At 66.1% G+C, this 19081-nt stretch carries 13 protein-coding genes and 1 pseudogene; 2 read left to right on the top strand and 12 right to left on the bottom strand.

Annotated elements, in window-relative coordinates; translation table 11 throughout:
- The first annotated feature begins 71 nt into the window (after positions 1–71).
- Entirely contained in the window at positions 72–1505 is a 1434-nt protein-coding gene (locus V5F26_RS17120) for an SIR2 family protein (protein ID WP_394947308.1), read from the top strand.
- Positions 1506–1949: 444 nt separating this feature from the next.
- Here V5F26_RS17120 and V5F26_RS17115 read toward each other — a convergent pair.
- From V5F26_RS17115 to V5F26_RS17095, 5 genes and pseudogenes are all read right to left on the bottom strand, one after another.
- A pseudogene (locus V5F26_RS17115) lies at positions 1950–2707 on the bottom strand (IS5 family transposase).
- A 203-nt stretch (positions 2708–2910) separates the two neighbouring features.
- On the bottom strand, positions 2911–5805 hold the full coding sequence (locus V5F26_RS17110; RefSeq protein ID WP_394947309.1) for an autotransporter outer membrane beta-barrel domain-containing protein: 2895 nt from the start codon (positions 5803–5805) through the stop codon (positions 2911–2913).
- 404 nt (positions 5806–6209) lie between these two features.
- The gene (locus V5F26_RS17105) at positions 6210–6419 is read right to left on the bottom strand and encodes a cold-shock protein (RefSeq protein WP_394055354.1); all 210 of its coding nucleotides are present in this window, start codon (positions 6417–6419) and stop codon (positions 6210–6212) included.
- 524 nt (positions 6420–6943) lie between these two features.
- On the bottom strand, positions 6944–7198 hold the full coding sequence (gene rpsU, locus V5F26_RS17100; protein WP_394055836.1) for a 30S ribosomal protein S21: 255 nt from the start codon (positions 7196–7198) through the stop codon (positions 6944–6946).
- A 138-nt stretch (positions 7199–7336) separates the two neighbouring features.
- Entirely contained in the window at positions 7337–8143 is an 807-nt protein-coding gene (locus V5F26_RS17095) for a transglutaminase-like domain-containing protein (RefSeq protein WP_394055352.1), read from the bottom strand.
- Positions 8144–8280: 137 nt separating this feature from the next.
- Here V5F26_RS17095 and V5F26_RS17090 point away from each other — a divergent pair, with 137 nt between their 5' ends.
- Positions 8281–9027, top strand: a complete 747-nt coding sequence (locus tag V5F26_RS17090; protein WP_394055834.1) for an N-formylglutamate amidohydrolase — start codon at positions 8281–8283, stop codon at positions 9025–9027.
- A 28-nt stretch (positions 9028–9055) separates the two neighbouring features.
- Here V5F26_RS17090 and V5F26_RS17085 read toward each other — a convergent pair whose 3' ends face one another.
- From V5F26_RS17085 to V5F26_RS17055, 7 genes are all read right to left on the bottom strand, one after another.
- Positions 9056–10147 (bottom strand): helix-turn-helix transcriptional regulator, encoded by a 1092-nt coding sequence (locus V5F26_RS17085; protein ID WP_234052397.1) that lies wholly within the window; start codon positions 10145–10147, stop codon positions 9056–9058.
- A 358-nt stretch (positions 10148–10505) separates the two neighbouring features.
- The gene (locus tag V5F26_RS17080) at positions 10506–11645 is read right to left on the bottom strand and encodes an aminomethyl transferase family protein (protein WP_394947310.1); all 1140 of its coding nucleotides are present in this window, start codon (positions 11643–11645) and stop codon (positions 10506–10508) included.
- A gap of 66 nt (positions 11646–11711) precedes the next feature.
- On the bottom strand, positions 11712–13430 hold the full coding sequence (locus V5F26_RS17075; protein ID WP_394947407.1) for a trimethylamine N-oxide permease: 1719 nt from the start codon (positions 13428–13430) through the stop codon (positions 11712–11714).
- Positions 13431–13565: 135 nt separating this feature from the next.
- Complete coding sequence (locus V5F26_RS17070) at positions 13566–14534, bottom strand: electron transfer flavoprotein subunit alpha/FixB family protein (protein ID WP_394055348.1); 969 nt, start codon at positions 14532–14534, stop codon at positions 13566–13568.
- Positions 14534–15328, bottom strand: a complete 795-nt coding sequence (locus tag V5F26_RS17065) for an electron transfer flavoprotein subunit beta/FixA family protein (protein ID WP_394947311.1) — start codon at positions 15326–15328, stop codon at positions 14534–14536. The genes V5F26_RS17070 and V5F26_RS17065 overlap by 1 nt, the downstream gene beginning before the upstream one ends.
- A gap of 8 nt (positions 15329–15336) precedes the next feature.
- Positions 15337–16779, bottom strand: a complete 1443-nt coding sequence (locus V5F26_RS17060; protein WP_394947312.1) for a hypothetical protein — start codon at positions 16777–16779, stop codon at positions 15337–15339.
- Positions 16776–18944, bottom strand: coding sequence for a (Fe-S)-binding protein (locus V5F26_RS17055; protein WP_394947313.1), 2169 nt, complete (start codon positions 18942–18944; stop codon positions 16776–16778). The genes V5F26_RS17060 and V5F26_RS17055 overlap by 4 nt, the downstream gene beginning before the upstream one ends.
- Positions 18945–19081: the final 137 nt, after the last annotated feature.

The following is a 19081-nucleotide window of genomic DNA, read 5'->3' as shown; positions in this document are numbered from 1 at the left end:
GAAGTATTTCATATATCAAAATGTCGTGTCCTTCCTCGCGTCTGCGGTGGCCTGAAGTGGAGGTGCGTGCCATGAGAGCGGAGACAGGCAATGGAGGCGCCGGGTCGGAAGACCTGCCGTCGTTCGATCGTGATGCGCAATATCTGGAGCTGGTGAGCTCCATGCGGCGGGTGCGGCCACTGGCATTGCTGGGCGCGGGCACGAGTGTTGCTTCGGGCTATCCATCTTGGGGCGATCTGCTGACACAGTTGGCCCAGGAGCTGGTGAAGCTTGGGCCGGACTATATTGCTCCGAAGCATTCAAGTGTCGTGCAGGAGCTTCAAGATCCGGCATGGCAGGCCGAGGAGTTCTTCAATGCTCTTGGGCCTGAACGCTTCTACGATTTCATTCGCCATGCCTTCAGGGATAAGGACGTCGCGGAGCCGCATCATGTGATCGCACGGCTCGGTTTCCGACACATCCTCACGACGAATTTCGAATCCTGTGCGGCGCTGTCGCATCAGAAGCTACATGGGCGGATGCCCAAACAGGTGGACTGGTGCAAGCCGGATCAGGTTCAGAGCTTCTTCATCGATCTTACCGATCCGAATGCCGAGACCTCGGTGGTCTATCTGCATGGCCATGCCGGCGACCCGCAGAATGTCGTGCTCACCGAGAGCGCCTATGGCAGGACCTACCTGCGCGAGGAAAACCGGCGGCGGCTGATCGCGCTTTTCATGACCCAGCCGGTGGTGTTTATCGGCTTCTCCATGAACGATCCGGACCTCGCGCAGATCATGCGTGAGGTGCTGTTCAGCCTGCCGGTCCCCCGTACGAACGCAGCAGGAGCCGATGGCGGCAGGAGGCTCGGAATGCGGCATTTCGGCGTCTTCGGCTACAGGACCGCGGCGGAGCGGGATCTTATCCGCCGACGCATGGAGGGTAAGTTCGGTCTGCAGACGGTCTTCTACCGGATCGTGGCGCTGCCGGACGGAAAGACCTATTCGCACGATAATCTGATGGCTCTCTTGGATTCCATCGGCCAGGATGCGGGTAGGGAAGAGGGCGCCTTCGGCGATATCCCGTTGTCGCCAGCGGCTGCACAAAGCTCGGGTGCCGTAATCACTGCGCCGGTGGGTGGCGACCGCATAGTGCCGCTGGGTCGCCTGACGAGCGACGAGGTTGACCCCTATGACCTTGATCCAAACAAGGGCGCATTCGGTGGCATGCCCGCGCGGGACGGATTTGCGCTGAGGGCAAGCCAGATTGAAGTGGATGGAAATTGGGTGAGCTTTGACTTGCTCGTGGAGGCCGAGGAGGAGGCTTCGTTCAGCGAGCCGGTGACGTTCTTCTTCCATCCCACCTTCCAGCCGTCCATGGAGAAGATCAAGGCCCTGCGGGGGAAGGCCAGTACTTCGGTGCGTGCTGTCGGTGCCTTTACCGTTGGCGCGGAGGTCTGCAGCACGCGCCTGGAATTGGACCTTGCAGACGATCCGCGTTTTCCGGCGTGGTTCCGGGAGGGCTGAATTTATCGCAGGCGAGTTCTTTTCTCGAAAATCGGGAGGAGGCGCTCGCGGGCGGGTTGAAACGGCGTTGATATCGCGGAGGTGCTTCGGTTTCGAATGCGCCGTCCTTTGTGGTGCGTCGGCCACTGCCGTTGGCGGCTATCTTATTACATGAGATCGGCTATATGGGCGCTATGTCTTCATGCCATTCACGTTGGAGGGCGGGGCACACGCACGCTGCGCCTGTTGAGGCGCGGCAGGATCAGCCCGTAGCCTGAGTGCGCGACGGAGCGCCCTGCAGGTCAGCGTGGAGCGGCGTTCTAAGCGTGCTTTTCAATCGATGAAATTGACCCGTTCAGCTGAGTAATTGGTATTTGTAGCCGCGACGTCACAGTCCGGAAAAGCATTCCGCTTTGGCGGCATTTTCGAAAAATGTCGTCGGTTCCCCCGCCTTATGTCGCGGACTCATAACGCATTAATCCAGATACGAGCGTCTGCGAGCTTGGGAACTGCGCGGAAAGTCTCCGGTCGGTGGTCGCCGCGCGTGGTAAGACCAGGCAGCTATTGATGCGGTTGAAGAAACGCTCGACGTGGGTCCGCTGGCGATGGAGCCACAGTCTGAAAGCGAAGGTGAGACTGCGGATGACACGCGGCGGCACTTCGGCGAATGTGCCGCGCCCCTCTGCCTCGGCCGGGATGGTGTCGGTGTCGTAGGCCTTGTCAGCGGGAAGAATTCCGCCCGGCGCGAGGCGTTCCAGAAGCTCGCGCCCATCGGCGCGTCGCCGGCCTGGCCGGCGGTCGGGGGGGAGCTGGATCGGCCGTCCGTCCCATCCACTCCGGCGTGGATCTTGGTGGTCAGAGAACCCCGGGAGCGTCTTCTGCAACGATCGCTGTCGCCCCCTTTTTGGTTGCGGCACCACGCTGGTGCACCCGAACGCAGGAACTGTCTATCATCACGACATCGCCGTTATGGGCCGCCGATACCGCCTCCAGCAGTCGGCGCCAGACCCCGGCGGCCTGCCAGTGCACGAAGCGGTTGTAGCGGGTTGTGCGCGGGCCATAGCATTCGGGCACGTGCCGCCCGGCTCCCCGCTGCGGAAGCGTTAGAGGATGCCGCTGATCCCCCGACAGTCATCCACCCGCGCAACGCCGCGCACCTTACTCGGCAAAAGCGGCGCGATGATTGACAATTCCCCATCCGCCAACTGGGGTGCATCTCTCAAGCTCCCAGTTTGGCAGCTTGAATCACGACCAAACTAGGCCCGCAAATTTATGGGGCCACTGCCTAGGCGCGGCCCCACTGGCCCTGCAGGCTTTCGGCGCCATTTGGGCAGCGCCTTTGGGCTTTAAGGAAACGGGCGGCTCCTCCGGCCTCCGGAGTTGACGCGGCTTTCGCTGGAGCTGCCCCGCTTTGCCGGATGGGCCCTCAGAAACTCCAGATGAAGGCGCCCTGAACGGCGTTGACGGTCACGCTGTCCGCGAATTGGCCCATATAAGAGACGCCGATCCGTGCCTGGGCGTTGAATTTGAGGTCAAGCCCCACCTCCAGCAATGCTGTGTTCTGGGCCAGCGGCACGCCACCCACGGAGAAGTTGGACCCGGGCAGGCTGGTGAAGGCGAGATTGGCGCTGGGCGTGAGATCACCGAACGCATATTGCCAGGCTGCCGACGCGTGGGGCATGAGCGCAAGCTCACCGGAGAGGGGCAGCAGCGTTGCCGCCCGCACGCCAAGGGAGCCGTAGCCGATGTCTGCCGCGGCATTCGAGCCGGTCAGGCCGGCGGTGGCGAAGGTGCCGGCACCGGTTTCCGTAAAGCCATTGGTGTCGAGATGCACCCAGGCCACGCCCGCGAACGGTTCAAGGGCCAGCGCCTGGAGCGCAAGGCCTTTGTAGCCCACCTCACCGAACACCTGCGCCGTGCCACCGTCATATTGCGCGCCGGTCTGCTGCGCGAAGCCGGGGAACAGGATGGTGCGGCTGGTGTCGATCTGGCTGAATGCGTAGCTGGCACCAATCCGCACGCTCCACGGCCCGGCATTGGTGCCGGCATAGAGTGCGGCGAGCACACTATCGGCCCCGGCCGAGCTGGCGACGGCCGACATGGTGGCGTTGGAGTGGGTGTAGCCCAGCGCCGCGCCCACGCGCCAGCTGCCGACCGCGACGTCGCCGCCCGCCATGATGCCACCGAAGGTTTCGTCAACGCTGCTGGCATTGCCGTTGCGATCGAGCGTGGTGGAAACGCCGAAGCCCTGCATCCAGACCGCGAGGCCGGGGGCAGAAGCAGCCGGCTGGGCCGCAGGCGCCTGCGCGGCGGTGGCGAGCGCGGCGGAGGCCGTGCCCGGCTGGGGCGCAGTAGCGCCCATATAGGCCAAAGCCGGGCCACCATAGCTGAGGGCCGCCGCGGGCCCGCCCTCGCCCGCATAGGCATCCTGCCGCAGCCGGCTCAGCATCGCCTGGCGGACATAGAGGCCGTCGCCCACCAGAATCGACTGCTCGCTTGCATAGGCTTCGCCCGAAAGGGCGCTCAGCGCCTGGGGCAGCTGGGCTGCCGTCAGGCTGTAGAGCGGGCCGAGCGCGGCCGTTGCCAAGCTGCCGGCATTTGTCACCGCCGCTGCGTTGAAGGCGCGGTCGACCACCGCGCCTACCGCCGACTGGTTGGCCGAGAGGCCGGCCTGAAGGGCCATTCGCGAGGTCAGGTTCAGCGCCACGTCGGTGCTGGAATAGTCCAGCGACGCGCCCACATAACTGGGCAGGCCGGGCGTGGTCAGGGTGGTGAAGGCGCCCGTCATGCCATCTGTGACATGAAGCAGGTCATAGGTATTGCGAAGGCTGGAGGTGAGGAACGGAACCTGGAGCGTGCCAGAGAGCCGGGCCACGCCGGTGATTTCGAATGTGTCGTTCCCGGTGATGCCCATGACCCGCAGCGACAAGGTGCCCGCCTCGGTCTGCACGAACGTGCCGCTGAGGAGATGGGTGATGGAGGTGTCGATGCCGGTGACGCCGATCCAGCCGCTATTCTCGAACCGCTTATCGGCCCCGGCCGTCGCGGCGATGCGTCCATCTATGACGCCGGTGTTCACGATCTCGGTGCCGTAGCTGTCGGCCCCCGTGCGCAGGGCGTCCGCTTCTACGCCCGCCTGCAGCACGCCGGAATTCAGCAGGGTACCGTAGACGCCGTGCAGGTCCACCGCCGCGCCGCCGGCGCCCGTGGCGCGCACCACGCCGGAATTGTTCAGCACACCATAGGTTTCGCCCCGCATGCCGATGCCGCCCCGGCCGCTCATCTGAACGGTGCCGCTATTGACGATGTCATCGCCCTTGCGGCCCGAAAGGGCGACGTCATCAGCCACGCTGGAGGTCAGGGTGCCGGTGTTGCGGATTGGGTTGTAGATGCCGGGAATGGTGGCGATGTAGGCGTAGATGGCGCCATCCTGCGTATAGATGCCAACCACCTGATCGCCATAGGCGGAGTTCGAGGAAACCGTGCCGCCGGGGATGTTGATCTCATACCAGGTGACGGTCCCGTCCGCCGCCACGTGCATCACGGCCGGATGCACCGCGCCATCCGCAGAGAACCAGTTGGTGACGAGGTTATACTCATCGGACCGGCCGGCGCCGACGATGCCCTCAAAATGGGTGCCGATGGAGTCGGGGTGATCATATGTTTTGAAGAGGCCGGTGGTCTGATCGTAAATGTAGCCGTGCTCGGGCCCCAGGCCGCCGCCGGGCAGAGCTTCAAAATAGCCGCCCGAGATCTTGTCACCCCAAATACCGTAGGCCGTGGTGCTCACGGCGCCGGGTTTGTTGTTGGTGGTGTAGGTGCCGGTCTTGATGTCGTAGATGAAGGCATTTCCCGTGGCGAGCCGAGTGTCGTAATTGCCGACGACCTGGTTGCCGAAGGTGGAATGGGCGATGGTGAACAGCGTTTCCGCGGCGCCCGTGCCTGGATATTGCAGGGTGGTCAGTGTCTGTCCGGGCGCGGCCGCGGCATCGTAGAGATAGCCGAGGTCGTAAGGCGCGGAAGCTGTGGTCTGATAGCTGCCGACAACGCGGAGAATGCCGCCCTGTGAGCCAAAGCCCGGTCCATAGGGCGACGAGACGTCGGCGCCGGGATAATTCGAACCGTTAGACGTGGCGGTCGGGAAGGCCGACCAGCTCTGTGTCTTGGTGTCGTAAAGCAGGCCACCCGTGAAAGTGGTGCCCGCGATCACGTGGTTGCCGGTGATGATGTTGTCGTGAATGCCGGTGAAGAACGTGTCCGAGCCTTCAAACTGAAGGAGCTCGTAAGTGAAGCCGATCTCCGCGTCGGCCGCCTGCGCCATGGACGCACCGATTCCAACGCCGAATCCCACGGCTAGGAAAGCCCGCAACATCATGATTTCCGCCCCTTGGCATGATCGAAAACGATCAAGCCCCCGGCGCAAATCATAGCGGGGTTCCACCAAAACGAAACGGCTGCGGGAATGAAGTCAAAAACTTACAGGCGATGGCCGCCGCATGCGGGGAGGGCGCCTCCGGGCCCGCGTTGCAGGGGGAGGAGGGCAATAGTGAGGGCGCGCCGGGCGCCGCACAGGGACGGTCACTATCCTGGACGGGACTGCGCCGTCGGTCCCCTTCGTCGCCGCCTGTGAGCCGCTCAGGTAAACCCGGAGCGGCTCAGCGGCATGATTTTCACATGGAACGCACAATCATTGCCAGTACATCCGTGGTCAATGATTGGGATGCATCACGCAGCCTGCAGGTTGCCCGCAGAGCTCTTGCCGGACTTCTTGTCCTGGACGAGTTCGAACTGGACCTTCTGCCCCTCGGCCAGGGACGCCATTCCAGCGCGCTCGACGGCGGAGATGTGCACGAACACATCCGGTCCGCCATTGTCAGGCTGAATGAAGCCATAGCCCTTGGTGGCATTGAACCATTTCACCGTACCGATGTTCACGATGATTTCCTTTCAATCGTGCATGGAGCGTCCGCCTGCGAAAACAGGCAGAACGAAATTTCGAAATTGAAGGAAGTCATTGTCAGACGCTTGGAGTGCGTCGAAAAACCGGCCGTCAAATTCAATTCGGGGGAAGGTAGACGGGGATTGTGTTGATAGCAAGGCCCGAAATAAATTTAATTGGAACCGCAGCTTTTGGCGGTGGACGCGCGCAATTGGCATGCCGCGCCCAGGCGCGATGGGAAGCGCGGAGAACTTAAGGGGGCGGCCGGGCGTTGAGGGATAGCCCGAGATCCGCTTCGTCCGTCCGTTGATCTCAAATTCGCGTCCATCGCTTTTTATTAAAGCTTTTTCGCCCGCGCGGAATCAGGCGCCGCAGCGGATCTTCTGTTTCCGAACACGCCCGCTTCGCACGAACACCTTAAGCCGCGTGAGGGCTGTGCTGAACGTGCTCCTTCCGGCAGCCCATGGAGTTCCAGGGGCACCGGGACGGGGCATCACAAGCCCCGTCCGGGCCGGCAGTCTCAGCGGCTGGCCGAGGTCGCGGGCTTCTTCGCGCGGCGCTTGGGGCCGGCAATCAAGCCCTCATGCTGGGCCTTCTTGCGAGCCGCCTTGCGGTGGCGGCGGACCGCTTCCGCATGTTCGCGCACCCGCCGCTCGGAGGGCTTCTCAAAGGCACGGCGCTGCTTCATTTCACGGAAGACGCCCTCGCGCTGCATGCGCTTCTTGAGCACTTTGAGGGCCTGCTCGATATTGTTGTCTCTGACGAGAACCTGCAAAAGATATCCAATCCGATCGTGGCTCCGAATCCCCGGCCACCTGCTGACCGTTCGCTCGAATGCCCGGCCGAAGCCGGTCGCGCAGGTATAGAGCGGATGCGCCTCCAAGGCGACAGTGGAGACGATCCGTGGGTTTGGTCAGGCAGCTTCTGCCGTCGTGACCCTGAAGCCGGTGAGTGTCGACGGCCCAAATGTCGTGACCATGGCCACGTCGGTCGCGTCTCGCCCGCGTGCCATCAGGATGCGGCCGATGCGCGGGGTGTTGTGCCGTGCGTCAAATGTGTACCACCGCCCGCCGAGATACACCTCGAACCACGCGCTGAAGTCCATGGGTGCGGGATCGGGCGGCACGCCGATATCGCCGAGATAGCCGGTGCAGTAGCGTGCGGGGATGTTCATGCACCGGCAAAAGGTGATGGCGAGGTGAGCGAAGTCGCGGCAGACGCCCTGCTTCTGCGTGTAGACGTCGAAGGCCGATTTCAGCGGGCTGGCATGGGCATAGTCGAAGGCAACATGCGAATGGACAAAATCACAGATGGCCTGGACGAGGGGCCAGCCCTTGGGCACATGGCCGAACAGCGACCACGCGGTTGCCGACAGCCGGTCGGTTTCGCAATAGCGGCTACCCAAAAGGAAGATGAGCACGTCTACCGGCAGCGCGCCAAGGGGGTGCTGGGGCGCGTCCGGCGCCACGTCGTCCGGTCGCCCGCCATCGCGGATGACGAAGTCCGTGTGCATGGTCAGTCGGCCCGCCGGTGCTTCGATGACGTGGCAGAAATTGCCGAAGCTGTCATGATAGGTGTTGGCCGCGAGCGGTGGGTCGAACAGCACGCGGTCGAGGCTCTCCAGATCGTAGATTCGCGAGGGGTGCACGCTCAATGTGAGGATCATGGGCGTGGGCTGCGGACAGGTGTAGGAAATCTCATAGCCGGCGTGAATGAGCATCTGAACCTCTGTCGTGGGCGGCCCGAGGGGATCGGGTGTATGGGTGCGGCGCGAAGGCGTCGTGACACGGGTGCGGCGCGGTGCCGAAAGGGGCGCGGGACGTGAGCGTAAATCTGTCTGTGCTGGCGGCGGGCGATATGTCGCCGGTTTCGGTGTTCAATGCCAATGGCCGGTCCGAGTTCGTCCTTGTTTCGGATCATGCGGGTAACGGCCTTCCCCGGTCGCTCGGCACGCTCGGCCTTTCCGAGGGGGACCGTGAACGCCACATTGCGTGGGATCTTGGCATCGCCGGGGTCTGCCGGTTGCTGTCAGACCTGCTTGATGCGCCGCTCATACAACAGAACTATTCCCGCCTCGTCATTGATTGCAACCGCCCGCCCGGCAGCAGGCAGTCAATTCCGGAGATCAGCGACGGGACCCCGGTTCCTGGCAACCGCTCGCTGGACATGGCGGCCCGGCGCGCGCGCGAAGAGGAGATTTTCGCGCCCTATCACGGCCGCATCTCAGCCGAGCTCGATCGCCGGCGGGCCCAGCGGGTGCCGGCGGTCCTCATCGCCATGCACAGTTTCACCCCGGTTTTTGGAGGTTTCGCGCGCCCCTGGCATGTGGGCCTGCTCCACAATCGCGACAGCAGGCTGGCCCATGCGATGCTGGCGCACCTGCGCGGCGAGGCCGATTTCCCGGTGGGCGACAACGAGCCCTATGATGTGGGAGACGACACGGACTGGACGATCCCCGTGCACGGCGAGCAGCGCGGGGCGCTGCACGTGGGTATTGAGATTCGGCAGGATCTCATCGCCCGCGCGGAAGAGCAGAGAGCATGGGCGGAGCGCCTTGCCGTCGTGCTTCCGCGTGCCCTCGCCAGCTGTGCCGGAGAGCGCTGAGCGTCGCCGGTTGCGACTCGCTCGGGACCTATCCGGCCTCGTGGCGCGGGTCGAGGTGCTGCATCACGTGCTTCACCAGCGCGCGTTCTGAGCCCACCCCGGTCTTGCGATACATGCGCAGGCGGCAGTTCTTGATGGTGCCCTTGCTGAGGTTGAGCTTCTGCGCGATGCCGCCGGTGGTTTCACCGTTCATGAGCAGCAGCAGAATTTCCCTCTCACGCGGGGTGAAGATCTTAAGCGCTTCCTCCAGCAGCCGGTCGGGGTCCTCAACGGGCCGGGCCGCGGTGGTGTCCAGCACATACATGCGCCCGCCGGGGGCCAGGGGAAAGTCGCGGTCGAACGCTTCCACCTTCACGGTGAATTGCGGCAGGGCCCGTGGCGCGGTGGCACCGGCGGCGTGCAGTTCCTCGGTCACGAGGGTCAATGCGGGCTCGCTCGCGGCGGCCTTCTGCCATGCCTCATTGGAGAAGACATCCACTCCGAAGCGGTCCTTGATGAGGGTCGGGCGGGTGATGAAGCCTTCCACCTGCGGCCCGCGCAGATTGCGCAGATTGTTGAACAGCGAGCCGAGGTGCGAGCGGTGGAAACCCTCCAGCATGGGAAAAATCAGCCGCGCCCGCTCGATGTCGCCGGGCGAGAAGCGGCCGGTCTCCCGTTCCAGGAACAGGCCGAAGCAGCAGTGGCCAACGGTCGAGAAAAAGATGCCCAGTTCGTCCGAGATGTTGGCGACGGTCTGGAAAACCTTGTGGTACATGTCCCACGCGCGACCGGGGGAGCGCACGTCGTTGAGTTGCAGCACGCCAGGGTTGCCATTATTTCGCCAATACTCGGAAAACGGGTCGACCGAGGCGTAGATGTTGGTATAATAAGCGACGATATCGCTCGCCACGTTCTTGGTGAAAAGCACGTCAGGCGGCGCGACGCGGGAATAGCGGATGATCCAGCACGCATCGTGATCGATTGCCGCTCCGAACAGCTCCACCAGCTCGCGATGGAAGCGATCGCTGCCAATCACACGGGCAACCTGCCCCACGTGCGCGAACCACTCCGGACTGTTCAGCGGCACGGCGCTGTATCGCCCAAGTGCGGAAGGCGGCCGAAGGGGAAGCGGTTCTGCCATGCCCTACGCTCCAGCCGGCATGTGAATACATTTGAATTCTTCCGACTGGAGTAAAGCGGAGAGGCAGCCCCGTGGCAATGCGGACCTTGCGTCATCATGCTCCGTACATCTGATTGATATTGCGGTGCAATCTGGTTGTTTTCCAGTTGCATGCATTGATTTCATTGCGCGCGTCGGCGACACATCTCGCGCGCGCGAAGCGATTGTATTTCTCCGCGGCGGAATTTGTTGCGCCACGGTACGGCTTGGTGCGGGAAAAGGCCGGAGACGAGGGGCGCGAGGCCCGCTCGTTCTCCGGCAGTTGCCCAGGAGGAAGCCCCCAGGTTACGGCTCGGCCTGTCGCGGCAGCTGCGGGAGGTCAGGCCGTCCGTTCAGCGAGCGGGTGGGTGCGCAGGCGCAGTGGGTCATAGAACGGCGTCTTCACCACCCGCGCGGGGAAGCTGCCCTCGGCGCCACGCACTTCCAGCTCGGTGCCGAAGGCGGAAAGCTCGGGCGCCACATGCACCAGCGCCAGGGAGCGCATGAGATAGCGGCTGTAGGTGGTGGAATTCACGATGCCCACCTCCTTGCCATCGCGGAACAGCTTGGCGCCGGGCTCGATGGCTGCGTGATGGTCGATCTCGATGCCCGCTTGCGCCACCCGCTCCTGCCCACGCCGGCGCAGCACGGCTTCGCGGCCGCGGAAGGCGGGCTTGTCCGGATTGACGGTCCAGCCGAGCCCGGCCTCCCAGGGCGTGGTGTCGCCCTCCGGCATATCATAGGGGTAGAACAGCAGCGCGCCTTCCACCCGAACGATGTCGAGGCAGGACCAGGAAACCGCCATGGCCCCGTGCGGGCGTCCCGCTTCCAATATGGAATCCCACATGAAGACGGCATCGGTTGACGCGCAGGAGACCTCGTAGCCGCGCTCGCCCGAATAGCCGCCCCGCGCGATGGAAACCGGGCGGCCGAACAGGGTGGTTCGCCGGTGCCCGAAATAGGGCAGGGTTTTCAGGTCGAAGCCGGTGTGCGGGGCCAGGATGTCGAGCGCCTTCGGGCCCTGGAAGGACAGCATATGCACGTCATCGTCCTTGCGGAAGGTGACGTCGTGCCCCGCAGCCGCGGCCGGCAGCAGGTCTTCCAGGCAGCCGCTGCCGTGGGACACGCGATAGGCGTTCGGCCCGTCGCAATAAACGAGCACGTCATCGATGAGGCTGCCGTTTTCGTCCAGCAGCCCGGTGAGGGAGGCGGCCCCGGGGGCGATGCTGGCGATATCGGAGGTGAACAGCTCCTCCAGCACGGCCAGGGCGTCGCTGCCCGAGACATCGATGATGCGCAGGGCGGAGACGTCGAACAGGCCGGCGGCGGTGCGCACGGCAATCACCTCGTCATCGGGGTCGGTCGCGTAGTTCTGCGGCACGGGCATGTCGTTCCATGCCGCCTCGAAGGTGGTGCCGAGGGCGCGATGTCGGTCGGAGAGGGCGGACAGGCGAGAATAGGCAGGGGTGCCGGCGGTCATGCGGGGCATCCTTCTTGAGGAATGAGGGGAGGTCTCGCGGCCCGGCGGGCACCGGGCCGCGCGGCGTCAGAGCTGGAACAGCCAGTTGGAGGCGAGCACCACCACAAGTCCGGCGACGAGTGCGAGGTAGGGCAGCATGCCGGCACGCTTCTGCGTGTGCTTGCCGTCGCCGATGGTCAGATCCTCGAAGGTCTCATGCGGGAACTTGCCGCCGTCCTGGATGTAATGCCGGTAGATGAAGACCGGGATGATGAGGGCGGCGGTGATGAGCCCGGCCCACAGGGCCACCGGGTTCCACACCTTGGCACCGGCGCCCATGAACACCGCATTCACAAAGGCGAACAGGGTGCCGAGGGCGAGGATGAAGGTGGGCGCCTTGTAGGGCCGGTCCACATGGGCGCTGTCGATGCGGTGGATCCAGCCGGAGTTCAGGTTCAGGAAGTTGAAGATGATGTAGCCCACATTCGCCACCGCCAGCACGAAGAAGAAGCTGGTGCTGTCGGCGCAGGCGATGGCCAGGAGCACGATGTTGAACCACAGGTCGGTCCACATGGCGCGGGTGGGCGCGCCGTGCTCGTTCACATGGTCGAGGTAGCGGGGCAGCCAGCCGTCCACCGCGCCCTGGTAGAGGGTGCGCGAGGAGCCGGCCATGGCGGTCATGATGGAGAGCATCAGCGCCAGGATCATCAGCATGACGAGCACGCTCTCGACGATCTTGCCGCCGCCGACCATGTGGGCCATGGCCTGGGCGACGCCGGAGCCGTCGACGATGGCCGGATCGAGCATGCCGCCGAGGCCCAGAACACCCTGGAAGGTGAACGGCACCAGGATGAACAAAGCGAGGCACAGAAGGCCCGAATAGAAGATGGCCTTGAAGGTGTCGCGCTCGGGATTGCGGAATTCGCCCGTGTAGCACACGGCGGTTTCGAAGCCGTAGGTGGACCAGGCGGCGATGAACAGGCCGCCGAGCACCAGCGTCCAGCCGGGAATATTCCAGCTGCCCGCGTCCGGCGCCCCGGCGGCGGCCAGCGGCACCAGCGGCGAAAAGTTGCTCCAGTTCACCTGTCCCGTCAGCAGGGGCACGATGCCCACCACCAGCATGGGCACGATCACCGACAGGCCGATCCACTTCTGCACATTGGCGGTGCCGAGAATGCCGCGATGCTGGATGGCGAACACCAGCAGCATGAGCGCCGCGCCCACGAAGAAGGCGGCATTGAGGGAGAAGGACACCGGGCCGATGGCATGGGTCATCAGCGTCCAGTCACGGATGTGGGGCGTCAGCGCGGCAACAGCGGCGGCGGCCTTCTCGGCCTCGGTGCCGGTGAGGCTGGCGCCGTGCACGGTGAGCCACTGGGCCACCTCCGGGCTGTTCAGCGCCGGAACCGGGGCGAGGGCGTTGAGGATGTAGGCCGCGGCGATGGAGCAGCCCAGAGAGAGCACCGGGCTCCAGGCGAACCAGTTGCACCAGACTGAGAGCGGCGCCACCAGCTTCACATAGCGCACCCAGGCCGCTGCGCCATAGATGGAGGCGCCGCCGGACTTGTTGGGAAACAGGCCGGCGATCTCGGCATAGATGAAGGACTGGATGAAGCCCATGCCGATGGAGATGCCCCAGATCAGGAACGAGAGCGTCCCCGTCATGCCGGCGATGCCGCCGATGGAGAACAGCACGAGGGCGGGAACGCCGCTCGCGACCCAGAAGGCGCCGGTCCAGCTGATGGAGCGATGCAGTCGCCCCTCAGTCCCGGCACCGTCTTGGACATTGGTGATGATGGTCACGATTTCCTCCCTCGCCCGTGTGCTCGGCGTCAGGTCAGGCAGGCGTGCCGGCCCGGGCGTTTTTGTGGACTTGCTCGGAACTTGGCGTGCGCACCGCCCGGCTTGTGATGCCGGGCGGCTTCGTGTCCGGGCGGGGGCTTACAGGCCCTTTTGTTTCCGCACTTCCTCGGCGATCTCCAGCATGTCGCCGACGATGCCGTAGCGGGCGATGGAGAAGATGGAGGCCTCGGGGTCCTTGTTGACCGCGATGATATTCTCCACGTGCTTCATGCCCCACTGGTGCTGCACCGAGCCGGAAATGCCCATGGCGACATAGAGGTTGCACTTTGCCGCCAGCTGGCCCGACTGGCCCACCTGGCGCGCCTTGGGCAGCCAGCCGTTGTCGGCGATCGGCCGCGAGCATCCCAGCGTCGCGCCCAGGCCCTCCGCCAGTTCCAGGAACTGGGACACGTTCGCCTCGTCGCCGACACCGCGGCCGATGGAGAGGATGAAGGGCGAGCCGGGAATGTCGATGCCACCGGTGGCCGGCGGATCGCGCCATTCCAGGTGCCGGCTGCGCCGCTGGGCGTCGCCGGCCTCGAACGGCGTGACGCGGGGCTGGGCCGGGCCACTGGCAGGCTCGAACGCCCCGCCGCGCAGGGTGACGAGCACCCCCTCGCGGCCGGGGAAGTCGATCTCCACGAACACCTTTTCCTGGTAGCCGGCGCGCGTGGCGACGATGGCGCCATCCTCCACCTGGAGGCCGAACACGTCGGTGGCGAAGCCGAGGCCGTTGGCGATGGCCACCGCGGGGGCCAGCGCCCAGCTGTCCACGCTGTGGGGCAGCAGCACCAGGGCCGGCTTGCGCGCGGCGATCAGGCGGTTGAGGGCCTGCTCGTACAGGTGCGGCTCGAAGGTCGCGGCCTCCGGGGCGGTGATGGTGACCACCTCGTCCACCGCGCCGACGCTGACCGCGGGCACGAAGGCGGACGGATCGGCCGCGATGACCGCCACGCTCACCTCGCCGCCCACCGCAGCCTTCAACTGGCCGGCGGCGCCGATGGCCTCCAGCGTGGCGGCGCGCAGCTCGCCGCGCCGGTGTTCTGCCAGAACGAGAATTCCAGACATCAGCCTTGCACCTCCTCGATGATTTCCAAGAGACGGGCGGCCTGCTGGGCGGGCGTGCCCTCGATCATTTCACTCTTGCCGCGCTCGGGCACGTAGACGCGCCGCACCCGGCTCAGCGCGCCGGCGCCGCCGGTTTCCCCGGCACTCAGCCCGAGATCGGCGGGCGCAAGGCTCTCGATGGCCTTGGCGTTGGCCTGCTTGATGGCGCGCAGGGAGGCGTAACGCGGCGTGTTGATGCCGAGCTGGATGGTCAGCACCGCCGGCGTTTCCACCTCGAGACGCTCCACCAGCCCGCCTTCCAGCTCGCGCTCGACGGTCGCGGTGGCGGTGCCGGGCGCATGGTCGAGGCGGGAGACCACGGCCACCCGCGGCCAGCCGAGGAGGGCCGCCACGGACATGCCGGTCTGCGCGTGGCCGAAGTCCGAGGACTGGGCGCCGCACAGCACGAGGCCGGGCTCTTCGCGCTCCGCCACCTTGGCGATGGCGCGTGCAATGGCGACGCGGTCCGCGTCGCCCAGGTCCGCGTCGTCCACCCGGATGGCCCGGTCGGCGCCCTTGGCGAGGGCCTTGCGCAAGGTATCGTCGGCATCGTCAGGGCCGATGGTGAGGACCACCACCTCCACCGCTCCCTCGGGCGCGCTTTCCTTGATGAGCACGGCGGTTTCGAGGGCGTATTCGTCGAACTCGTTGAGGTCGAACTCGCAGAAGTCCGGATCCACATCACGGCCGTCGTCGCGAAGCTCGAATTCGTCGTCCAGGGAGGCGACGCGTTTCACCGGCACGAGTATCTTCATGGGCATCCTCACAGGGCTGGAGAAAGTTCGGGCGCGCGGGCGCGCAACGGAATGGCACGCGATGGCACGGCGCGTGGGGCCATGCGCGACACCAGGCGCGCGCCGACCGCGAACCGCACCTGCGGTTCCGGATCCTCTGCGAGCGGCCAGGCCTCGGCGTCCGGCAGGTTGGGGTGGCGCACGGTGATGGCGCGGTTCAGCGGATAGGGGTCGGCGAGAACCGGGCGCAGCGCCGCGGCGGGCGCGCGCGGGTTCAAGGCCACCGCCCGGCGCACATCCACATCGGGATGGCTGGCGCGCGCCAGCAGCGCTTCCATCCGGGCATTGGGGTTGCGGGCGACAGCGGAGCACACGTCGATATCGGTGTCGGCCTCCAGCGCGCGCAGGGCCGCCGGTGGCAGGTCCGGCCTTGGGGCGACGCCGGCACGTACCCAGGCGTCCGTGTCCGTCGCAAGGCCGACCAGCGCGTCGGGAGGGCAATGGGGGTGGCGCCCGGCCGCATGCCGAACGCGCGCTTCGCCGTCACCGCACAGGCCGCGCAGGACGGTTTCCGGCAGGTGGGGATTGCGGGCGAGCCAGGTGCGCACCCACACATCCGGATCACGCCCCAGCGCTGCGGCAAGGGCGGGCGGCAGGCGCAGGTGGCGCGCCTGGGCGCGGCGCACGCGGGCCGCTTCGTCCTCGGTGGAAAGGGCTTCCGCCCCGGCTGCCGCGCGCACGGCCTCGGCACGCACCCCGGCATCGGGATCCGCCAACAGGGACCCCAGCGCTTCGCGTGGCAATGCGGGATTGCCCGCGCAGCGACGGCGGATGGCAGGGTCGCTGTCGCGCCACGCGCGTTCCAGATGCTCCGGCGGACAGGCCGGGTGGGTGAGCATCTCCGCGTCCGCCGCCGGCTCTTCGCGCCGGGCCAGCGCGCGCAGCAACGCAGCATCCGCCTGCGGATGGCGGGCCAGCAAGGCGGCCTCCTCAGGGCTCGCCTGGTCCAGCAGGCGGTGCAGAACCAGCATGGGGGTGGCCGGATTGCGCAGCAGGGCGACGCGCACCGCTCCATCCGGCTCGCCCGCAAGCCCGGCAAGCAGCAGTGCGGGCGCGTTGCGGTGGCCGGCGATGGCGATGCGCGTTTCCTGCTCCGGCGCACGCTGGGCCAGGGTCAGAAGCGTCGTCGCGCTGCTCGCGGAGTTGCGGGCGAGGCGGCGCAGCACGGCGGGTCGTCCGTCCCGCGCCAGCCGCTCGAGGAAGCGGACCGGCGTGAAGGGCAGAGCGGCAAAGGCGAGCTTTAGCCGTTCCCGCGACAGCAGGATGCGTTCGAGCATCGCTTCCGCCCCCTCGGCGCCGGCCGCGCCATAAGCCGGCAGGCAGAGGTAGGGGTCGGCCCGCCGCTCCAGGGCGCACAGCAGGGCGTCCATGTCTGCTGGAGGGGGCGGCGGGGGAGCCATCGACGCGGTCATGGTTCGTGGGCCTCGGCGGGCACGGGTGCGGGGGCGGCCTCGTCGGCCTCCAGCGCCTCGGCCAGCAGCTCGGTGAGCTCCATCACCCGGAAGTTGCGCTCATTGCCGGTGGTCTTCACAGCATCTTCGAGCATCGTCATGCACTTGGGGCAATTGACCACCAGCACGTCGAGCCCTTCGATCTCGGCCGCCTCGCGGGCGCGGATCTCGCTGACCTTGGAGGTGCCGGGCGGGTCCGGCACCCACACGCGCCCACCGCCGGCGCCGCAGCAGAAGGAATTGTCGCGGCTGCGCGGCAGCTCCACCAGCTTGGCGCCGGTGGCGGCCACCACTTCGCGCGGGGCGTCGTAACCCTTGTTCAGCCGGCCGAGATGGCAGGGGTCGTGATAGGTGACGGTGAAGTCGAGCTGCCGCGCCGGCGCGATGCGGCCGGCGTCCAGCAGCTCCTTCAGATAGGCGCTGGCATGGCTGACCTGATAGCTGCCGCCGAGGTCCGGATACTCGTTCTTCAGGGTGTTGAAGGAATGCGGATCGGTGGTGACGATGCGCGAGAAGGTGCAGCCGGCGAGAGTCTCGACATTGCCTTCCGCCAGCTGCTGGAACAGCCCTTCCTCGCCCACCCGGCGCACGTCGTTGCCGGCGGTGGTCTCCCCCTCATAGAGGATGCCGAAATCGATGCCGGCGGCATGCAGGATGCGGGCGAAGGCGCGGCTGACCTTCTGGCTGCGCGGATCGAAGCTCGCATAGTCGCCCACGAACCACAGCACCTCCACCGGCTCCTTGCGGGCGTCCTTGATCTTGAACGGCAGGTCGCGGGTCCATTGCGGGCGCTTGCGGCGGCTTTCGTTGAAACAGTTGCCGGTCTTGCCGATGGCGCCCAGGGTGCGCTGCAGGGCGCTGTCCATCTCGCCCTGGTCCACCATGTCGCGGCGCAGCAGGTTGATGAGCGGCAGATGCTCCACCCCCACCGGGCAGATTTCGGTGCAGGCGCCGCACTGGCGGCACGACCACAGCGTGTCGGGCCTGTATTCGCCGGTGGCCAGGCCGATGAGCGGCGTGGCGCAGGCCGCCGCGCGTGGCTTGGGTAGCACTTCGCCCAGCAGCGCGTTGGCCTGTTCGCGCAGCGTCAGGATGACATCGCGCGGGGAGAGCGGGTAGCCGGCGGCACGGGCCGGGCAGGCCTCGTGACAGCGGCCGCACTTGGTGCAGGCATCGGCCTGGACGAGATAGCGGCTGGAGACGTCGCCGAGGGTGCGATAGCCGATATGGTCGGCATCGAGATCGCCCAGCGGCAGGTGGTTGAGCGCATTGGGGTCCTTCAGCAGCCACGAGGTGGCGGCGGTGACAATGTGCTTGGCCTTGGTGTAGGGGATGAGCGCGACGAAGGTGAGCGCCAGCACGCCGTGGAACCACCACAGGCCCATGCGCAGCGCCCCCGCGCCTTCGCTGGTGAAGCCGACGCCCTTCAACCCCGCCGCGACCAGCGCGCCGATGGGCGCCCACCAGCGGGTTTCCCACACCGCCGGCTCTGACTGCAGCCACACCATGCGCGCGCCGGAGAGCAGAAAGCCGGTGACGCCGATGAGAAGGAGGGTCCACAGGAAGGCCCAATCCTCGATGCGGTAGCGCTCGCGGCTGAAGTCCGCATCCTCGGGCGTGCGATCGGGGCGGGTGTAGTCGAGCTTGGGCGGGCGCAGCCAGCCGCGCCGGTACATCATGTACGTGAGCCCGGCGATGAAACCCGCGCCCGCGAAATTCAGCACCAGCTTGAAGATAAGGTAGAACTGTCCGTGCCAGAAGTTCACGCCGAGCAGCGGGCCCAGAATGTCTTCCTGCAGGGTGATGGTGGCGGTGCCGATAAACAGCAGGGTAAAGCCATAGAAAATAAAGGCGTGGAGGCGGCCGGTGCGGGCATCGCGCCGGCGCAGGGCGCGGTGGCTGGCGATGACTTTCGCGGTGTCGGCAAGGCGCGTGGCAAGCTGGCGCCAGGAAAAGGCCGCGCCGGGACGTCCGCTGCGATACTTGCGGACCTGCACATAGACGCCGAAGCCGAACACGGCGATGGCGGTGATGGCATAGGCATAGAACAGCAACAGCATCCACAGGGAGAAGTCCTGGAACAGGATGCGCGTGACCTCAGTGGGGGCGATGCCGCTCGGAATCATGTCTTGCTCGTCCTCGGAGCTTCAGGCGCAGGGTGTCCCGCCGGGCCACCGCCTGTGTCTCGAACAGTGAGGAAGGGGCGCCGCCCGGCTGAGCGGGCGGCGCCTGCGGGGCGCGGATGGAACGCGCCCCGCTCCGC

This window comes from Xanthobacter variabilis, assembly GCF_043831965.2.
Classification (GTDB): Bacteria; Pseudomonadota; Alphaproteobacteria; order Rhizobiales; family Xanthobacteraceae; genus Xanthobacter.
The sequence above is the reverse complement of the archived record's forward strand: the minus strand, read 5'-3'. Positions and strand labels throughout refer to the sequence as shown.